Consider the following 18,462-nt stretch of genomic DNA (forward strand, 5'->3'; position numbering starts at 1 on the left):
ACGTGCGACAGCTGACGCGAAACCTGGCCGGCCTGCTCGGCTTCCTCCTGCTCTGGGAGGCAGCCGTCCGGGCCGGTCTGGTCCCGCAGAAGTTCCTGCCCCCGCCGAGCGTCGTGCTCACCAGGATGGTCGAGCTGCTCGGTCAGGAGGCGTTCCTGCGTGACGTGATCGCCAGCGCGCTGGCGTGGGCGATCGCGCTGGGCATCGCGACCGCCATCGCGGTGCCGGCCGGGCTGCTGCTCGGCAGCATCCCCGGCCTGCGACTGGCCACGAGGTCCATTGTGGAGTTCCTCAGGCCGATCCCGTCGGTGGCGCTGATCCCGCTGGTGATCCTGCTCGTCGGCGGCGGCCCGGAAGCCAAGATCACCCTGGCGGTCTACGCCGCGACCTGGCCGATCCTCTACAACACCATCTATGCCTTCGACGAGATCGACCCACTGGTCATCGACACCGCGCGGACCTGCGGCACCCGCAAGGCCCGGATCCTCACCTCGGTGGCGCTGCCGCACACGGCGCCGTTCATCTTCACCGGGATCCGGATGTCCGGGGCCATCGCGCTCATCGTCGTGGTGAGCACCGAGTTCGTCGCCGGCGCGGACCGCGGGCTCGGCAACTTCATCCTGGAGGCCAGCAGCGGTGCCGGCCGGATGGACCTGGTGCTGGCCGGCACGATGGTGGCCGGCGTGCTCGGCTACCTGATCAACGAAGGGCTCGAACGGCTGGGCCGGCGGCTGTTCCGCTGGCACGCGGCCACGGTGGCCACCACGGAGGCGGTGTCGTGAACGTACTGTCCGCCTTCGCCCGCCGGTGGTCGTTGTTCCTCGGTGCCGTGTTGCTGTGGGAGATCGCCACCCGCGTCGCCGGCGACGTCTACTTCCCGCCACCGACCGGGATCCTCGGCGCCGCCGCGGAGATGTGGTTCACCGGTCCGGCGGCCCAACTGTTCCTCACCGACGTGGTGTACGAGCACATCGTGCCGAGCGTCGGCAGGGCGCTCGGCGGCTGGACGATCGCCGTCCTGCTCGGGGTCGGGCTCGGCACCGTGCTCGGCCGGTCGCGGACCGGGATGGACTACGTGGGGCCGCTCTTCGCCTTCAGCAGGGCCATCCCGCCGCCCACGCTGGTCCCGGTGTTCCTGGTGCTGTTCGGCATCGGCACCGGCATGCAGCTCACCACGATCGTCTTCGGGGCGCTGTGGCCGATCCTGCTCAACACCGTCGACGGGGTCCGCTCGGTGGATCGGGTCAAGCAGGACACCGCGCGGTCGTTCGGCACCCCACGGCACTACTGGGTACTCGGCGTGGTGCTGCCCGCCGCGTCCCCGAAGATCTTCGCCGGACTCCGGCTGAGCCTGTCGATCGCGTTGATCCTGATGGTGGTGTCGGAGATGGTCGGTGCGGAGAACGGCATCGGCAAGGAGCTCATCTTCGCCCAGCAGCGGTTCGACTTCCCGGCCATGTGGGCCTGGATCGTGCTGCTCGGCGTGCTGGGCTACGGACTCAACGCGCTGCTGCTGACCGTCGAGCGCCGGGTGCTCGGCTGGCAGCAGAGCCGCGACCAGCCAACCGCCAAGACCACGGGAGCCTGACATGTCAACCATGCTGGAGGTCAGCGGCCTCGAGCACCGCTACGGCAACGGCCCGACGGCGCACCACGCCGTGCGCGACCTGTCGTTCACCGTCGCGACCGGGCAGCTCGCGTGCATCGTCGGCCCTTCCGGCTGCGGGAAGTCGACCCTGCTGCGCTGCGTCGCCGGGCTGATCGAGCCGACCGGTGGGGAGGTCCGGCTGCACGGCGACCTCGTCCGCGGGGTGCCCGACGACCTCGCCGTGGTGTTCCAGGACTACAGCCGCTCCCTGTTCCCCTGGTTGACCGTACGGCAGAACGTGGAGTTCCCGCTGCGGTGGACCAGGCTGAGCCGGGCGCAGCGCCGGGAGCGGGCCCACGAGGCGCTGGGGTGGGTGGGCCTCGCCGAGGCGGGCGACAAGCACCCGTGGCAGCTGTCCGGCGGCATGCAGCAGCGGGTGTCGATCGCGCGGGCGCTGGCCCGCCGCCCGGCGCTGCTGCTGATGGACGAGCCGTTCGCGTCGGTGGACGCGCAGACCCGGTTCGAGCTGGAGGACCTCCTGCGTCGGGTCCAGGCCGAGCACGGCAGCACCATCCTGCTGGTCACTCACGACATCGACGAGAGCGTCTACCTTGGCGACCGGGTGCTCGTGCTGTCCCGCTCGCCGACGTCGATCCTCGCCGACCTGCCGGTGGACCTGCCGGCCGAGCGCGACCAGATCGACACCCGCGAGTCGCCGAAGTTCGTCTCCCTGCGCGGCGAGGTCGCCCGGCTGCTGCACGGCGGCGAGCCAGCACACGGTGTGGTCGACAGTGCCGGATCCACCGACCTGGCCGCGGCGACCGCGAGCGAGACCGACCGATCCGGAAGAGCGGAACAGAAAGGCTGACACCCGTGCGGAGCCTGCCCACCCCCGAGCAACGGGAACTGCTGGACATCGCCGGCAAGCTCGCCGACACCTTCGCCGAACGGGCCGCCGAGCACGACCGGAACAACACCTTCCCGTTCGACAACTACGAGGACCTGCGGGCCGCCGGGCTGCTGCGGCTGTCCGTCCCGACCGAGCTCGGCGGGCTGGGCGCCGGCCTTCCGGACATCCTTCCGGTGCTGGAGCGGCTCGCGATGGGCGACGGCGCCACCGCGCTCGCGGTGACCATGCACATCTCGCCGCTGGGCCAGTGGGCCAGCGTGTGGCGGCGGACCGGCAACCCGCGGCTGGAGCAGCTGCTGCGGATGGCGGCGGAGGGCTCGCTCATCTGGGCTTCGGTGACCAGCGAGCTGGGCCTGACCAACGACATGACCGACGCGCGGACCAGGGCGACCCGGGTCGACGGCGGGTTCCGGCTGTCCGGGCGGAAGAGCTTCGCCACCAACACCGCGGTGGCCACGCACTGCTCGACCACGGCACGGTACGAGGAGGCCGAGGGCGGGCCGCGGCTGCTGCTCTGCCAGATCGCGCTGGACCAGCCGGGCGTGCGGGTGCACCAGACGTGGGACACGATGGGCATGCGCGCCACCCAGAGCAACGACCTCGAGCTCGACGACGTGTTCGTGCCCGACGAGCAGGTGGTGCACTCGCTGCCGGTGAAGCACCTCGACGCCAGGGTGTTCGAGACGGTGTGGGCGTGGGCGATGCCGGCGTTCGCGGCCGTGTACACCGGCATCGCGGCCGGGGCGGTGGCCTGGGCGGCGCGGCAGGTGGTGCGGCGCGGCCGCCAGGGCGACCCGCTGGTCCAGGACGCCGTCGGCGAGTGCCAGATCCTGGTCGAGAGCTCGCGCGCGCTGGTCCACCGGCACGCCGACGAGGTGACCACCCGGCGACTGTTCGAGTTGGACGTGCAGGAGGGCATCGCGCGCTGCGCGCTGGTGAAGTACGTGGCCAGCAACAACGCCGTGCGCGTGCTGCAACGACTGGTCGACGTGCTCGGCGGGGCGTCCTACACCCGTGCGCTGCCCTTCGAGCGGATGTGGCGGGACGCCCAGGCCGGCACGTTCATGCCGATGGGCAACGTCGCCGCGCGCAAGCTGATCGGGGCGAGCGTGCTCGGCCACCGCAGCGCCCCGGTGATCGACTTCGCCGAGACCGGCCCCGACAGCAAACCCAAACCCTGACCCAAGACGTGTGTCAGCGCTCCGTGTACGCGTGACCGCGTCGCACGGCGCGGACACGCGTACCCAGCACGCGGACACGTGATCGCGCCGCGCGGACACGAGAGTCACTGTTGGCCGGCCGCGGTCAGTAGGGGGTGCGGGCTCCCGGGTCCACCTCGACGTGCAGCACGTTCGGCGCGGGGTCGGCGAGCGCGGCGGTGAGCGCGGGCGCCAGCTCCTCCGGTCGGCTGACCCTGCGGGCGGCGCAGCCCATGCCGCGGGCCAGCGCACCGAAGTCGATGCCACCGAGGTCCACACCGGGCACCTTCGGGCTGCCCGCCGCCTCGCCGAGGATGCGCACCGCGGCGTACTGCGCGTTGTCCAGGATCACGCAGGTCAACGGCACGTGCTCGGTCGCGGCCGTCCACAGTGCCTGGATGCCGTACATGCTCGAGCCGTCGCCGAGCACGGCCACCACCTTGCGCTCCGGCCGGGCCAGCGCGGCGCCGACGGCCGCCGGCAGCCCGTAGCCGAGGGTGCCGCTGGCCACCGTGAGGAAACCGGTGTCGCGCGCGGTGATCGGCAGGTGGTCGTGCAGCTCCGGCCGGTGGCTGGGGGTCTCCTCGACCAGGATCGCGCCGGGGGGCAGCAGGTCGGCCAGGGTGGCGTAGACGTGGGCCGCCGTCAGCGGCGACTCCGCCGCGGGTCGCGGGGCGCGCTCGCGCGGTGCGGGGGCCGGCCGGTCCGCCGGCTCACCGTCGCCCACCGCGGCGGCGAGCCAGCGGACGGTCGGGGCGACGGTGGCCCGGATCCCGCGCCCCTCCGGCGCCCGCGCCAGAACCTGCTCGTCGTCGCTGACCAGGAACAACGGTGGCAACGAACGGTCCGGCTCGCCGCGGTACACGTGGTAGGTGAACGCCGGCGCGCCGAGCACCACGACCAGGTCGTGCGCGGCCAGCGCCTCGGTGGCCGCGACCCGCTCCGGCGCGAGCCAACCAAGGAACAGCGGGTGGTCCTCGGGGAACGAGCAGCGCGGCGACATCGGCGCCGCCCACACCCCGGCGCGGGTTCGCTCGGCGAGCGCGACCATGTCGTCCACCGCGCCCTCCGCGTCGACGGCCGGCCCCACCACGTAGGCGGGCCGCCGGCTGGCGTCCACCGCGGCGGCCAGCTCGCCCAGCGCGTCCGGGTCGGGCGCGAACCCGGCGATCGGCGGCCGCGCGACGAGCGGCTCGGTCTCGGCGTCCCAGTCGTCGGCGGGGACGGACACGAACGTCGGTCCCCGCGGTGGCTGCACGGCCACGCGGTAGGCGCGGGCCAGCGCGGCCGGCACGTCCCACGCGCGGGCCGGCTCGCAGCTCCACTTCACGTACGGGCGGGGGAAGAGCGTGGCGTCGGTCGCGCCGAGGAAGGGCTCGTCCGGGAGCAGCGCGCGGACCTGCTGGCCGGCCAGCACCACCATCGGGGTGCGGTTGCGGTAGGCGGTGAACACCTGGCCCAGCGCGTGCCCCACCCCGCCGGCCGAGTGCAGGTTCACCAGCACCGGTCGCCGGGCGGCCTGCGCGTAGCCGTCGGCCATCGCCACCACGACCGACTCCTGCAGCCCGAGCACGTACCGGAAGTCGGCGGGCCACTCGGTGAGGAACGGGATCTCCGTCGTGCCGGGGTTGCCGAACACGGTGGTCAGGCCGAGCTCCCGGAGCAGCCGGCGGGTGGCGTCACGGACGGTGGTACCCATCGAACCCCCCTGTCGTGGATTCCTGCGGGCTGGACTCCCACGGATCGGAGTCCTCCAGCTCACCCACGGTAGCCGGGTCCTGGTCCGGCTCGGTCTCCGGCCACCGGAGGACGGCCGACCGGCGGACCCGCTCCCTGCCCTGCCGCACCCCGTTCTGCAGGCTGCTCATCCGCAGCCGCACCACCTCCGGGGCCCGTGACACCATCCACTCCTCGTCCATCGCCGGGGTGTCCTCGGGTGCGGGGATCCGGTCCGGCCGGGGGATCCGCTTGGGCAGTCCGGCTTCGGTGAACCCGGCGACGTCGGTGTCGGTGGCCGGAGTGGGCGGCGGGTCCGGGGGCCGCTCGCCGGCCGCCACGGCGTCGAACCACTGGGACAGCACGGCCTGGTAGGCGGGCATTCGCTCGGTGGGGCCGTCGAAGTCGAACACCGCCTCGTCGTCGTCCTCGGTCGGCCACTCCGGTGGGGACTCCCACTCGACCACCGGTGCCCGCTTGGGCGGCTCGGCCAGGCGGGGCAGCGGCGGTAGCGGCGGTTGCGGCGGTTGCGGCGGTGGGTCGGGCTCGACGCTCGGCCATTCAGCCGGTGCCGGCTCCGCGAACCCGGTGGCCTCCGGCGCGCGCGGCTCGGGCTCGGGCGGCGGTGGCACCGGTGGAGGGTCGGTGACCAGCGCGGCCGGGACGACGACGGTCGCGGTGAGGCCCCCCTCCGGTGCGGGGCTCAGCCGGACGGAGATGTCGTGCCGTCGGGCCAGCCGGGCCACCACGTACAGGCCCATCCGCCGGGACACCTCGACGTCCACCTGCGGCGGCTCGGTCAGCCGCTCGTTGGCCCTGTCGATCTCGGCCAGCGGCATCCCCGCGCCCCGGTCGGTGATCTCGATCCGCCACTCGTCGGCCACCGTCGCCGAGCTGGTCAGGAACACCGGCTCCGCCTCCGGCGAGTACTGGGTGGCGTTCTCCAGCAGCTCGGAGACGACGTGCACGAGGTCGCTGACCGCCTCGCCGCGCACCGCGAGCTCCGGCGTCCCGGACACCTCGACCCGCTGGTAGTGCTCGACCTCGGACAGCGCGGCGCCGATGATCTCCTCGGCGGCGATCGCGCCGGGCAGCGGGTCGCCGACGTCCTGCCCGGACAGCACCAGCAGGTTCTCGCTGTTGCGGCGCATCCGGGTGGCCAGGTGGTCGAGCTCGAACAGCCCGCCGAGCGTCTCGGGGTCCTGTTCGTCGGCCTCCATCCGGTCCAGCACGGACAGCTGCCGCTCCACCAGCTCCTGGCTGCGCCGGGAGAGGTTGACGAACATCGAGTTGACGTTCTCCCGCAGCATCGCCTGCTCGCCGGCCAGCCGCACCGCCTCGCCGTACACCGCGTCGAAGGCGCGGGCGACCTGGCCCAACTCCTCGCGGGTGAACACCGGCACCGGCGAGACACCGCGGCGCTGGGTGGTGCCCTCGGGCCGGGGATCCGGATCGGCGAGGATCTCCTCGACGGCCGCCGGCAGCCGGTGCTCGGCCACGTCGAGCGCGGTGCGCCGCAGCATCCGCAGCGGGCGCAGCAACGAGCGGGCGACGATCGCGGCCAGCACGCCGCCGACGAGCAGCACGCCGAACACCACCGCCGCGTTGCGGATCGCCGCCTCGCGGGCCTGGCCGGCCAGCTCGTCGGTCCGCCGCTGCAGCTGCACCAGCAACCCGTCCTGGACCTGCTCGACGAGGTTGATCGTGTAGGTCGACGAGGTGTCCCACTGCACCGGGTCGAGCCCGGTCAGCGGCTGGTCGTCCTGCGCGAGCCCGAGCACCGACTCGACCATCGCGTTGCCGATGTCGACGACGAGCCCGATCACCGTGTCGTCGTACATCCGCTGCTGGTCCGGGGTGGCCAACTGGGCGAAGTCGTTGCGCGCCGCGGCCATCGCCGCCCGCGTGCCGAGCAGCGCGCGCTCGCCGTCGTCGGACAGCCGCCCCTGGGTCAGCGCCTCGGCCACGACGGCCCGCTCGACCGACATCCCGTCCTTCAGCCGGGCCAGCGCGTTGACCGCGAGCCGGGTGCGGGTGAGGTCGCGGTCGGTGAACTCGGCGGCGGCCTCGTCGCCGACGTCGAGCAGCCCGGAGATCAGCCCGCTGTAGCCGCGCAGCACGGCGTCGGCGGGGGCCTGGGAGTGCTCTCCGGTGAACCGCAGCCCGGTGAGCAGGCCGAGCCGCTCCTCCGCGGCACGGAACGCGTCGACGGCCCCTTCGGACAGGTTCGGCTCCGCGGCGGCGAACTCGCGGTCGAACGCCCCGACCGCGGCGTCCACCCGCTCGCGCTGGGCGCGCAGCTCCGCGATGTCGCCGGCCCGGCCGGCGGCGACGTGGCGGACGGTCAGGTCGCGCTCCCGCTGCAGGTGGTGCACCACCTCGGCGATCCGGTCGTCCACCCGCACCCTGGTGGCGGCCTCGGCGAAGTCGGTGGCGCGGTCGAGGTCGCCGTGGACCCGTAGGCCGACCAGGATGACCAGCGCCAGCGTGGGGATGATCAGGACGGCCAGCAACTTCGTGCGCAGCGGCCAGTTCCGCAGCCGCCACCGCCCGCCGGCGCCCTGCCCTGGTTCCGTCGCGTCCCCCGCGGGGGCACGGGTATTGCGACGGGTCACCTGGCTTCCTTCTCCAACCGCTGCGCCCTTGCGCGCCACACGACGCTCCGCCGGACACCGTGCCGAAACCTACTGAAGGGTAACGAGCCGGCGAATGATCCGGAAGGCGGTCCGACCCCGATCGGCCCGCCGGCGATGGTAGAGCCTGCCACCGCCTAAGCTCCACCACGAAACCACATTCTCTCGGTACATGGGAGCCACCGAATGAGGGCTGGGGCACGGCTCGTTCTCGCGCCCCTGATGGCCCTGGTCACGCTGAGCGGGTGCGCCCTCGTCGGCGGCTCCGCGCCGGCACCGCCGGCACCGCCGGAGCGGGACACCCTGCGGGTCGGGGTGGGCAGCGCGATCGACACGGCCCCGCTGCGGATGGCCGTGGCTGACGGGCTGTTCCAGCGCGGCGGGCTGCGCGTCGAGCTGGTCGAGCAGCCGAGCCAGGACGAGGCGCTGGCGATGCTGGCCGCCGGCCGGCTCGACGTCGCGTTCGCCAGCAACGTGGCGCTGTTCAAGGCCGCCGCCGAGGGCACCGAGCTGCAGTTGCAGGGCGAGGCGTACACGGCGGGCCGCACGACGATGGCGCTGATGCGCTGGCCGGGCTCCACCTACACCGAGCCCGACGAGAAGCGCTCGCCCCGGATCGCCGTCGACGCGCCGGACGACCTCGGCACGCTGGCGACCAGGTCGGCGTTGCACAGCTCGGGCGTCGACCCCGAGCGGATCCGGTTCGTGGTGCTCCCCGCCGACGAGCTGGTGCCGGCGCTGCGCGACGGCGACGTGGACGCGGCGTGGATGATGGAGCCGCAGATCACCCAGGTGCAGAAGGAGTTCGGCGCCAGGGTGTTGGTGGACTGCGCCCGCGGGGCGACGTTGGACTTCCCGGTGTCCAGCTACGCCACCACCGCGTCGTTCGCCCAGGCCAACCGGCGGACGATGGAGCTGTTCCGGGAGCTGCTCGGCCAGGCGCAGCGGTACGGCGCGGACTCCGTGGCGGTCCGGCGCGCGCTGCCCGGGCTCGCCGACATCGACGAGACCACGGCGGCGCTGGTGTCACTCGGCGACTACCCGGTGTCGCCGAACGGCGTGCGGTTGCAGCGGGTGGCCGACCTGATGCACAGCTCCGGCCTGCTCACCGAGCGGCTCGACGTGCCGGCCCTGCTGCCGGCGGCGGTGCCGCGATAGCGGCACGTATAAAGGTAGGCGTGACCGATGGCCCGCTGATCGTCCAGTCCGACAAGACCGTGCTGCTCGAGGTCGACCACGAGCGCGCCGAGGACGCGCGGACGGCGATCGCCCCGTTCGCCGAGCTCGAGCGCGCGCCCGAGCACGTGCACACCTACCGAATCACCCCGCTGGCCCTGTGGAACGCGCGCGCCGCCGGGCACGACGCCGAGCAGGTGGTCGACGCGCTCACCCGGTTCTCCCGGTTCCCGGTGCCGCAGCCGCTGCTGATCGACGTCGTGGACACGATGGCCCGGTTCGGCCGGCTGCAGATCACCAACCACCCCGCGCACGGCCTGGTCATGTCCACCACGGACCGGGCGGTGCTGGAGGAGGTGCTGCGGAGCAAGAAGATCAGCCCGATGCTCGGCGGCCGGATCGACCAGGACACCGTGGTGGTGCACCCCTCCGAGCGGGGCCGGCTCAAACAGGCGCTGCTGAAGGTCGGCTGGCCGGCGGAGGACCTCGCCGGGTACGTCGACGGTGAGGCGCATCCGATGGCGCTGGCCGAGGACGGCTGGGCGCTGCGCGAGTACCAGCGGCAGGCGGCGGACGCGTTCTGGGCCGGCGGCTCCGGTGTGGTGGTGCTGCCGTGCGGGGCGGGCAAGACGCTGGTCGGCGCGGCGGCGATGGCGCGGGCCCAGGCGACGACGTTGATCCTGGTGACCAACACGGTCGCCGGGCGGCAGTGGAAGCGCGAGCTGGTGGCGCGCACGTCGCTCACCGAGGACGAGATCGGCGAGTACTCGGGCGAGCGCAAGGAGATCCGCCCGGTCACCATCGCGACGTACCAGGTGATCACCCGCAAGACCAAGGGCGAGTACAGGCACCTGGAGCTGTTCGACTCGCGCGACTGGGGGCTGGTGGTCTACGACGAGGTGCACCTGCTGCCGGCGCCGGTGTTCCGGATGACGGCCGACCTGCAGTCCCGGCGGCGGCTGGGGCTCACCGCGACGCTGGTGCGCGAGGACGGCCGGGAGGGCGACGTGTTCTCGCTGATCGGGCCGAAGCGGTACGACGTGCCGTGGCGGGACATCGAGTCGCAGGGCTGGATCGCGCCCGCGGAGTGCGTCGAGGTGCGGGTGACGCTCAGCGACAACGAGCGGCTGACGTACGCGACCGCGGAACCGGACGAGCGCTACCGGCTGGCGTCGACCGCGGGTACGAAGACGTCGATCATCAAGTCTATTGTGGACAAGCATGCCGGTGAGCCGACGCTGGTGATCGGGGCGTACCTGGACCAGCTGGAGGAGCTCGGCGCGGAACTGGACGCGCCGGTGATCCAGGGTTCGACGCGGAACCGGGAGCGGGAGGAGCTGTACGACCGGTTCCGCCGGGGCGAGGTGCGGATCCTGGTGGTGTCCAAGGTGGCGAACTTCTCGATCGACCTGCCCGAGGCGTCGGTGGCGATCCAGGTGTCCGGCACGTTCGGCTCGCGACAGGAGGAGGCCCAGCGACTGGGCCGGCTGCTCCGCCCCAAGGGGGACGGGCGGCAGGCGCACTTCTACTCGGTGGTCGCGCGGGACACCGTGGACACCGAGTACGCCGCGCACCGGCAGCGCTTCCTCGCCGAGCAGGGCTACGCCTACCGCATCGTGGACGCCGACGCGTTCCGCTGAGCCTCCCGACGTCACCGGTCGCCCGCGGGCGGCACCAGGTTGCCGCCCGGTCGCGGCGTCGGCCCCGACCCGAGCCGTTCCACCACGCTGCCACCGGCCGCGACCCGACCTGAGCCACTGTCGGCGCCCACGACCTTCCTTGTCGGCCTTCGTCCACGTCCCCCGCCGGCCCACGTCCACCCCGTGCTCCACCGGTGTCGTTACTGCCCCGATCCGCGCTCACCGCCGCCCGTCGACGCCCGCGCTCGGCACTCACCATGTCCCCCACACGAGTGGTTCGTACCCGCCGCTGCTGCGCATCCCCCGAACTGTCAGACCCTCGAACTAACGTTCGACCCATCGTCAACGAAGGGGGTCACATGACAGGAACCATCGCCGCCGCGCCGCTCCGTCCGGCCGCGGCGTCCGAGCTCGATCTCCCGCCGGGTCGCTGGCACGGTGAGCTCTGGCTCACCGACCGGCCCCTCGACCGCCCGCGGTCGTTCCTCGCCGGTGTCGCCGCGCAGCCGCGGACCGCGCTGTGGCCACTGCTCGTCCCACCGGAGTGCAACGTGGGTGAGCTGTTCGCGGCACGGGCGCCGAGCCGGATCGACCGCGACCCGGGTGCCGTACTGGCCCGGTGGTGGGCGGGCGCCGGGGAGCGGCGGCACGGCCTCGGCACCTTCTCCGCATTCCCCGCCTTCCCCGGCCTCGCCCGGCCGGCCTGGATCCGGGCGGATCCACTGGCCGAGGCCGGTAACACCGGCTCGCTCCTGGCCGCGCGGGCGCCACACCGGCTCGGCCTCGTCCGAGCCTCCCGGCCGGCGGACGTCCCCGCCCTGCTCGGCTGGTGCCCGCCATCCGCCGGCGAGGAGGGCCCCGCCGGTGTCTCCGCCGTCCTCCGCAGCTGGGAGGACCGGTTCGGCGCGGTGCTGATCTCCCTCGGCCCCCGCGCGGTCGAGCTGTCCGTGGCCGCCCCACCCCGCACTCCCGACCGCGCGCTCGCGGTGGCCGCGGAGCACCTCGCGTTCTGCCCCGAGCCGGACCATCCGTCGCGGGACGAGCCCTGGGCGTTCGCGAACGAGCTCGTCGGCCGGCGTCGCTGGCGGTTCCGGTGGGCACCCGGCGGCGTTTAGCCTTCCGCGAGTGGGCTAACCCGTTCGCGGGGTGATGCGGTGGCCGAGATCCGGGTTGGCACATCGGGGTGGCGCTACCCGCCCTGGCGTGGCGTGTTCTACCCGAAGGGGCTTCCGCAGCGGCGCGAGCTGGAATACCTGTCGCGGCAGCTGGGCACTGTTGAGATCAACGGCTCGTTCTACTCGCTGCAGCGCCCCAAGCGCTATCGGCAGTGGTTCGAGCACACTCCCGACGAATTCCTGTTCGCCGTGAAGGGCGCCCGGTTCGTCACGCACATGAAGCAGCTGCGCGACGTGGAGACGCCGCTGGCGAACTTCTTCGCGTCCGGTGTGCTCGCGCTGGGCCACAAGCTCGGACCGCTGCTGTGGCAGCTGCCGCCGCGGCTGCCGTTCGACGTCGACCGGTTGGTCGGGTTCTTCGACCTGCTGCCCCGCAGCACCGGAGCGGCGGCCAAGCTCGCCACGCACCACGACGAACGGCTGCCGTGCGCACCGCACACCGATCCCGGTGACGACCGGCCACTGCGGCACGCGCTGGAGGTTCGCCACCCCAGCTTCGCGGTGCCGGAGACGGTCGACCTCCTCCGCGAACACGACATCGCGCTGGTGGTCTCGGACACCGCGGGGAACTGGACCTACTTGGAGGACGTGACTGCCGACTTCGTCTACATCCGCCTCCACGGCGACGAGGAGCTCTACACCAGCGGGTACAGCGACGCGGCGTTGGAGACCTGGGCGGAGAAGATCAGGAGCTGGCACGCGGGCCGGAGCCCGCGCACCGAGCACACCGTCGGACCCCCCGCTCCCCGCCGTCGCCGGGACGTCTACGTCTACTTCGACAACGACGCGAAGGTGAAGGCCCCCACCGACGCCATCGCACTGGCCACCAAACTCGGCATCGGCCCCACCCGCTGACCCACGAGATCTACGTTCGAAACGACGAGTTCTAGGTTCGCCGACCACGACTTCCACGTCCGGCACGGCGTACGCCCGGCCACGCCACCGACGTCAAGCCCCACGAGACTCTGACAAGTGAGCCGGTGCACCCCCCGCGGCTCGGCTCCCGCGAGCACTACTGTTCGGAGAGCGAACACCGGAGTACGAAAATCGGGTCACGGACCTTTGCCCGGCCTGGCCCGGTTGCCATACTCGCCGCCGTGACCAACCCCAACCCCACCACCAACGGAACCCAGCGGTGGAAGCCGATCCACGGCCTGCCCTACGAACCCGTGCCGTACCGGCCGCCGCGCCTGCCGTGGGAGGAGTCCCTGGCCAGGGCCGCCGAGCTGCGCCGGCGGATGAGCGAGCGCAGGACGGTGCGCATGTTCTCGCCCGACCCGGTCCCCGAGCAGGCCGTGCTGGATGCCATCGCGGTCGCGGCCACCGCACCCAGCGGCGCGCACCAGCAGCCCTGGACGTTCGTGCTGGTGGACGACCCGGAGGTGCGCCGGCGGATCCGGGAGGCCGCGGAACGCGAGGAGCGGATCTCCTACTCGGGGCGGCTCGGCGAGGAGTGGCTGGCCGCGCTGCGCCCGCTGGGCACCGACGACGTGAAACCCCACCTCACCGACGCCCCTCACCTGATCGTGGTGTTCCAGCAGCGCTACTACCTCGACGAGGACGGCGCCAGGCGCAAGCACTACTACGTCGACGAGTCGGTGGGTATCGCCGTCGGCATGTTGCTCACCGCGCTCCACCTCTCCGGCCTGGCCGCGCTCACCCACACGCCCTCGCCCATGAAGTTCCTCGGCGAGGTCCTCGGCCGGCCACGCAACGAGAAGGCGTTCGCGGTGATCCCGGTCGGCTACCCGGCCGACGACTGCGAAGTCCCGAACCTCACCCGCAAGTCACTGGACCAGGTGCTCGTCCGGGTGTGACACGGTGCAGTGCCGCCCGCCCCGAACGGCGTCCCGATGGGGCGGGCGGTGCATCGGATGAGGTGAGCGGCAAGCCGGCTATACGCTCGACGCCTGGGCGGAATGCTTGCCCTCGCGGATCTCCTCGACCAGCTTGGAGCAGAAAGCCGGAAGGTCGTCGGGCTTACGGCTGGTCACCAAGCCGGAGTCCACCACGACCTCCTCGTCGACCCACTCGGCGCCCGCGTTGCGCAGATCCGTCTGCAGGCTCGGCCACGAGGTCAGCCGCCGGCCGCGCACCACGTCGGCCTCGATCAGCGTCCACGGCCCGTGGCAGATCGCCGCGACCGGCTTGCGCTGGGTGAAGAACTCCCGCACGAACCGGACCGCCTCCGGCACGGTGCGCAGGATGTCCGGGTTGGCCACGCCGCCCGGCAGCACCAGCGCGTCGTAGTCGTCGACGGACGCCTCGCCGGCCACCTTGTCGACCGGGAAGGTGTCCCCCTTGTCCAGGTGGTTGAACGCCTGGACGGTGCCCGACTTGGTGGAGATCAACTCCGGCCGGCCACCGGCCTTCTCGACGGCCTTCCACGGCTCGGTCAGCTCGACCTGCTCGGTGCCCTCGGGCGCCACCACGAAGGCCACCCGCTTGCCCTGCAGAGTATCGGCCACGATAACCCCTCCTTTCGCCAAATCTCGTCCACGAACCGGCATACCCGCTGCTCAGGGAGGCCGAAACACCCCCGGGAAAATCGGCTGACCCGGGCCGCGGCCGCTGCTACCGTGCGCCGCGAACACGGTCCGTCCAGGAAAGGGGTTGCCGAATGCGCCGGTGGTCGTCCCACACCGCACCCCACCCGGCAGCCCACTCCTGGACGGTTCATGACCACGATCAACATCGGGATCCTCGCGCACGTTGACGCCGGCAAGACGACCCTGACCGAGCGTCTGCTGTTCGACGCGGGCGCGATCGCCGACCTCGGCAGCGTGGACGGCGGCAACACCCGTACCGACACCCTCGACATCGAGCGTCGGCGCGGCATCACGATTCGCTCCGGCGTGGTGTCGTTCGACGCGGGTGACCGCACGGTCAACATCATCGACACCCCGAGACACTCCGACTTCGTCGGCGAGGTCGAGCGGGCGCTGCGCGTGCTCGACGGCGCGGTCCTGGTGGTCTCGGCCACCAGCGGGGTTCAGGCGCAGACCAGGATCCTCGCGCGCACCCTGCGCCGGCTCCGCGTGCCGACACTGGTGTTCGTCAACAAGGTCGACCGGCTCGCCCGGCCGGTCGACCAGCTCCTCACCGATCTCCGGCGGCGGCTCACCCCCGACGTGGTCCCGCTGGTCGACCTCGACGCGGAGTCCGGTGAGGTGCGGGCGGCCGACTTCGCCGACCCGGCGTTCCTGGCGCGGGTGGGCGAGGTGCTCGCCGAGCACGACGACCGCTGCCTGCGGGCCTATGTGGACTCGGTGCTGACACCCGAGCTGGTGCGCCGGTGCCTCACCGGGCAGACCGCGGCGGGGCGGGTGCATCCGGTGTTCCTCGGTTCCGCCCGCACCGGGCTGGGCCTGCCCGAGCTGGTCGACGGGATCCACGACCTCGTCCCGGCGGCGCCCGGCGGTGACGAGCTGAGCGCCACCGTCTTCAAGGTCGAGCGGGACGCCGCCGGGAACCGGATCGCCTATGTGCGGCTGCACTCGGGCTCGCTGCGGGTGCGCGAGGAGATCACCGGTTACCGGCGGGATGACGCCGGCGACCAGCTGAAGTACCGCGGCAGGGTCACCGCGTTGCACGCCGCCACGCCCGACCGGTCGACCCCACGGGAGGCCGTGACCGCCGGGGAGATCGCGATGGTGCGCGGTGTGCCGGGAGCGCGGGTCGGCGACGCGCTCGGCAGCCCGGCGAGCCTGCGCGGCGACCGCCCGTTCCCACCGCCGTCGCTGTCCACGGTGGTCACCGTGCGCGACCCCGCCCACCGGCCCCGACTCCACGCCGCGCTGCGCGAACTGTCCGAACAGGACCCACTGGTCGGCCTGCGGATGGACGAGCTGACCGGGGAGCTCTCCGTGCGCGTCTACGGCGACGTGCAGAAGGAGGTGATCGGGACGCGGCTGCGCGAGGAGTTCGGGATCCTGGCCGACTTCGCGCCGACGCGGCCGGTGTACGTCGAGAAGCCCACCGGCACGGCCGAGGTGGTGCACAGGATCGACGAGCACGGGCCCAACGACGTCTTCGCGACGGTGGGGCTGCGGGTGGAGCCGGGGCCGCCGAGCTCCGGCGTCCGGTTCGCGGTGGAGGTGGAGCTGGGCTCGCTACCGCGCGCGTTCCAGACGGCGATCGAGGAGACGGTGTACCGCACCTCCCGGCGGCCCACACGGCTGGCAGGTCACCGACTGCGCCGTCACGCTGACGACGTCCGGGTTCGCCAGCCCGGTCAGCACCGCCGGCGACTTCCGGACGATGACCGAGCTGCTGCTCACCCGCGCACTGCGGCAGGCCGGCACGCGGGTGTACGAGCCGGTCGACCGGTTCGAGCTCGAGGTGCCGGAGGACGTGGCGGGCGCCGTGCTCGCCGCGCTCGCCGGCCTGGGCGGGATGCCGCGCGCGACCGGAGCCGATGACGCCGGCGTGCGGATCGTCGGCGTGCTCCCCGCCGCGCGGACCGCCGACTTTCGCCGCCGCTTACCCGCGCTGAGCCGGGGGGAGGGACTGCTCACCACCGAGCCCGCCGGCTACCGGCCGGTGCCGGACGGCGAGCGGCGGGCCGGTCAGCCCAGCCAGGGGCGGGCGAACCGGTCGTAGGTGCCGTCGTTGCGGGCGAGGTGCAGCCACTGGTCGACCCACTCCTGGAGCACCGTGTCGCCCCGGGGCAGCAGGTAGGCCTTCTCGGAGAACGTGAACGGCTCGTCCGGGTGCACGGCGCAGAGCTCCGGAAGCCGCTTGGCCTGCCAGCGCGCCTCGACGGCGTCAGTGATCATCAGGTCGGCTCGGCCCGCGATGATCTCGGCGAAGATGGTGTTGTTGTCCGGGTGCCGGACGATGGTCGCCCGCTCGAGGTGCGTGCCGACGAACTGCTCGTTCGTCCCGCCAGGGTTGACGATCACCCGGACGCCGGGCTGGTCGATCTGCTCCAGGGTGGCGAGCCGGTCGGCGTTTTCGCAGCGGGTGATCGGCGTCTTGCCGTCGCGCAGGTACGGCTCGCTGTAGAACGCGCGCGTCGCGCGGTGCAGGGTCACCGAGATCCCGCCCACCGACAGGTCGCAGCGCCGGCCGAGGTCGTCGAGCAGGGTGCCCCACGTGGTCTGGACCAGGGTGAGCCGCACGCCGAGCCGGGTCGCCAGGTCACCGGCCATGTCGATGTCGATGCCGCTCCACTCGCCGGTCGCCGGGTCGCGATAGGTGAACGGGCGGTAGTCGCCCGTGCTGCAGACCCGCACCTCGCCGCGGTGGAGGATCCGGTCCAGCCGGCTGCCACCGATCCCCTGCTCACCGGCGGGCGCGGCGGCGCTCGCGGTCCCCACCCCGAGCGCCGCCAGCAACACCAGCCCGATGGCCGCGATCCTCGCCCTCATCGCCCGCCGACCTCCGTTCCACAGGGGACACGCCGTGCCGGGACTCTAGGTCGGCCGGCGGGCCGGCGAAAGGGCTGATCCCTCGACGACCCGGTCGCGCCACGTCGACTCGTAGGCATCGACCAGCCAGGTGTTGGCCCGATCGAGGTCGGGCCGCTCGGGCAGCGGCGACGTGTCGACAAGTCGCTCCAACCGGCGCTCCAGTCGCCGGCCGCGTCGAGCGCCTCGGTCTTCGGGATCCGGCCCTGCCGCAGGTCACGCAGCCAACCCAGCCACGGCTCCGGCACCGGCAGGGTGAGCCGGCCGGTCTCCAGCAGCTCGACCCCCTGCACGCCGAGCCGCACCATGTGCATCGCGAACTTGGTGTCGAACCCGTGCGCCTCGACCAGCTCCGGCCGGTTCACCCGCCGGCCGCGCAACCCGAGCATCCGCTCGCGCTGTGCGCGGAGGTACCCGAGGAACCGCCGGCCGGCCTGCCGGGACACGATCCTCTCCGATCGCGCGCGGAGCTCACGGCCAATTTCGGTGATCGCGACGATCTCGCCGTCCGGCACGAACAGTGGCAGCAGCACGGTCGGGTTCCCGGTGAGCGCCAACCGCATCCACTTGCGCAGCGAGTAGACCACCAGATCCAGGTCGCCAGGGCCGGACCGAACACCGTCCGGCTGCGTCCGGTGGATGTACTGCTCGAACCGCCTCAGTCCGATCACGTACTCGGGCGGCTCGACGCACAGGCCCATCTCGTCACGGTCGTCCTGGCCGCGCACGGCCGTGCCGTGCAGGCCGGACCCGACCTGGCAACGCAGGATCGTGCCCTGCTCGGCGATGGCCGCGAACTCGGGGCTGCTGTGCTTCATCCGCTCTGTCTATCCGAGCCGGACTCCGCTCCGCAGCCGGTCTTCCGCCCGGCCGGCAAGCCAAGGCCATGAGGGCCGTCTTCATCGTCGACCGGCACCCGGCTGACGGCGACGAGCACGGCTGCCCACCGAGCATCGGTATCGTCCACACCGCAACACCGCCGGCACCCGTGGCAGCGGCGCCCATGGCACCACC

16 protein-coding genes are annotated in these 18,462 nt (G+C 72.7%); 11 read left to right on the forward strand and 5 right to left on the reverse strand.

Annotation, left to right across the window (positions count from 1 at the left end; all coding sequences use genetic code 11):
- The first annotated feature begins 2 nt into the window (after positions 1-2).
- From BM051_RS08355 to BM051_RS08370, 4 genes are read left to right on the forward strand one after another with little or no spacing between them, the layout of a single operon-like run.
- A complete protein-coding gene (locus tag BM051_RS08355; protein ID WP_092529421.1) occupies positions 3-782 on the forward strand; it encodes an ABC transporter permease in 780 nt (259 codons plus the stop codon).
- Positions 779-1,588: an ABC transporter permease gene (locus tag BM051_RS08360; RefSeq protein WP_092529422.1), complete on the forward strand. Its 810-nt coding sequence runs from the start codon at positions 779-781 to the stop codon at positions 1,586-1,588. Before BM051_RS08355 ends, BM051_RS08360 begins: the two co-directional genes overlap by 4 nt.
- Before the next feature lies 1 nt (position 1,589).
- A complete protein-coding gene (locus tag BM051_RS08365) occupies positions 1,590-2,456 on the forward strand; it encodes an ABC transporter ATP-binding protein (protein WP_092529423.1) in 867 nt (288 codons plus the stop codon).
- Positions 2,457-2,461: 5 nt separating this feature from the next.
- Complete coding sequence (locus BM051_RS08370; RefSeq protein ID WP_092529424.1) at positions 2,462-3,679, forward strand: acyl-CoA dehydrogenase family protein; 1,218 nt, start codon at positions 2,462-2,464, stop codon at positions 3,677-3,679.
- A gap of 124 nt (positions 3,680-3,803) precedes the next feature.
- On the opposite strand, the gene mdlC is transcribed toward BM051_RS08370, so the two are convergent.
- Together mdlC and BM051_RS08380 are read right to left on the reverse strand one after the other, a co-directional pair.
- On the reverse strand, positions 3,804-5,396 hold the full coding sequence (gene mdlC, locus BM051_RS08375) for a benzoylformate decarboxylase (protein ID WP_092529425.1): 1,593 nt from the start codon (positions 5,394-5,396) through the stop codon (positions 3,804-3,806).
- Complete coding sequence (locus BM051_RS08380; protein WP_092529426.1) at positions 5,377-8,028, reverse strand: sensor histidine kinase; 2,652 nt, start codon at positions 8,026-8,028, stop codon at positions 5,377-5,379. The genes mdlC and BM051_RS08380 overlap by 20 nt, the downstream gene beginning before the upstream one ends.
- A gap of 204 nt (positions 8,029-8,232) precedes the next feature.
- Between BM051_RS08380 and BM051_RS08385 the strand changes: the two genes are divergently transcribed.
- The 5 genes from BM051_RS08385 to BM051_RS08405 all read left to right on the forward strand — a co-directional run bounded on the left by BM051_RS08385 (position 8,233) and on the right by BM051_RS08405 (position 13,854).
- A complete protein-coding gene (locus BM051_RS08385) occupies positions 8,233-9,204 on the forward strand; it encodes an ABC transporter substrate-binding protein (RefSeq protein ID WP_092529427.1) in 972 nt (323 codons plus the stop codon).
- Positions 9,205-9,224: 20 nt separating this feature from the next.
- On the forward strand, positions 9,225-10,862 hold the full coding sequence (locus BM051_RS08390) for a DNA repair helicase XPB (RefSeq protein ID WP_092529428.1): 1,638 nt from the start codon (positions 9,225-9,227) through the stop codon (positions 10,860-10,862).
- Between the two features lie 359 nt (positions 10,863-11,221).
- Positions 11,222-11,977 carry a DUF4253 domain-containing protein gene (locus BM051_RS08395; RefSeq protein ID WP_092529429.1) on the forward strand — a complete coding sequence of 252 codons (756 nt, stop codon included), beginning with the start codon at positions 11,222-11,224 and terminating at the stop codon, positions 11,975-11,977.
- A 39-nt stretch (positions 11,978-12,016) separates the two neighbouring features.
- Positions 12,017-12,892 carry a DUF72 domain-containing protein gene (locus tag BM051_RS08400; protein ID WP_424923225.1) on the forward strand — a complete coding sequence of 292 codons (876 nt, stop codon included), beginning with the start codon at positions 12,017-12,019 and terminating at the stop codon, positions 12,890-12,892.
- A gap of 299 nt (positions 12,893-13,191) precedes the next feature.
- On the forward strand, positions 13,192-13,854 hold the full coding sequence (locus BM051_RS08405) for a nitroreductase family protein (RefSeq protein WP_208325847.1): 663 nt from the start codon (positions 13,192-13,194) through the stop codon (positions 13,852-13,854).
- A 78-nt stretch (positions 13,855-13,932) separates the two neighbouring features.
- Here the strand turns inward: BM051_RS08405 and BM051_RS08410 are convergent, their stop codons facing one another.
- Complete coding sequence (locus tag BM051_RS08410) at positions 13,933-14,505, reverse strand: type 1 glutamine amidotransferase domain-containing protein (protein WP_208325834.1); 573 nt, start codon at positions 14,503-14,505, stop codon at positions 13,933-13,935.
- Between the two features lie 210 nt (positions 14,506-14,715).
- Here BM051_RS08410 and BM051_RS08415 point away from each other — a divergent pair, with 210 nt between their 5' ends.
- Together BM051_RS08415 and BM051_RS30475 are read left to right on the forward strand one after the other, a co-directional pair.
- Entirely contained in the window at positions 14,716-16,458 is a 1,743-nt protein-coding gene (locus BM051_RS08415) for an elongation factor G (RefSeq protein WP_341770752.1), read from the forward strand.
- Positions 16,391-16,639 (forward strand): hypothetical protein, encoded by a 249-nt coding sequence (locus BM051_RS30475; RefSeq protein WP_341770753.1) that lies wholly within the window; start codon positions 16,391-16,393, stop codon positions 16,637-16,639. The genes BM051_RS08415 and BM051_RS30475 overlap by 68 nt, the downstream gene beginning before the upstream one ends.
- On the opposite strand, the gene BM051_RS08420 is transcribed toward BM051_RS30475, so the two are convergent.
- Together BM051_RS08420 and BM051_RS08425 are read right to left on the reverse strand one after the other, a co-directional pair.
- Complete coding sequence (locus BM051_RS08420; protein ID WP_092529432.1) at positions 16,606-17,409, reverse strand: transporter substrate-binding domain-containing protein; 804 nt, start codon at positions 17,407-17,409, stop codon at positions 16,606-16,608. The two genes, BM051_RS30475 and BM051_RS08420, sit on opposite strands and share 34 nt — an antisense overlap.
- A complete protein-coding gene (locus BM051_RS08425; RefSeq protein ID WP_243859228.1) occupies positions 17,406-18,266 on the reverse strand; it encodes a nucleotidyltransferase domain-containing protein in 861 nt (286 codons plus the stop codon). Before BM051_RS08425 ends, BM051_RS08420 begins: the two co-directional genes overlap by 4 nt.
- Between the last annotated feature and the right edge of the window lie 196 nt (positions 18,267-18,462).

This window comes from Amycolatopsis arida (genome assembly GCF_900115565.1).
Taxonomy (GTDB): Bacteria; Actinomycetota; Actinomycetes; order Mycobacteriales; family Pseudonocardiaceae; genus Yuhushiella; species Yuhushiella arida.

Bases quoted from the DNA above. Each gene is read 5' to 3' on its own strand.
- BM051_RS08425 (WP_243859228.1), bottom strand. From the start codon at position 18,266: ATGAAGCACAGCAGCCCCGAGTTCGCGGCCATCGCCGAGCAGGGCACG.
- BM051_RS08420 (WP_092529432.1), bottom strand. From the start codon at position 17,409: ATGAGGGCGAGGATCGCGGCCATCGGGCTGGTGTTGCTGGCGGCGCTC.
- mdlC (WP_092529425.1), bottom strand. From the start codon at position 5,396: ATGGGTACCACCGTCCGTGACGCCACCCGCCGGCTGCTCCGGGAGCTC.
- BM051_RS08395 (WP_092529429.1), top strand. From the start codon at position 11,222: ATGACAGGAACCATCGCCGCCGCGCCGCTCCGTCCGGCCGCGGCGTCC.
- BM051_RS08385 (WP_092529427.1), top strand. From the start codon at position 8,233: ATGAGGGCTGGGGCACGGCTCGTTCTCGCGCCCCTGATGGCCCTGGTC.
- BM051_RS08415 (WP_341770752.1), top strand. From the start codon at position 14,716: ATGACCACGATCAACATCGGGATCCTCGCGCACGTTGACGCCGGCAAG.
- BM051_RS08365 (WP_092529423.1), top strand. From the start codon at position 1,590: ATGTCAACCATGCTGGAGGTCAGCGGCCTCGAGCACCGCTACGGCAAC.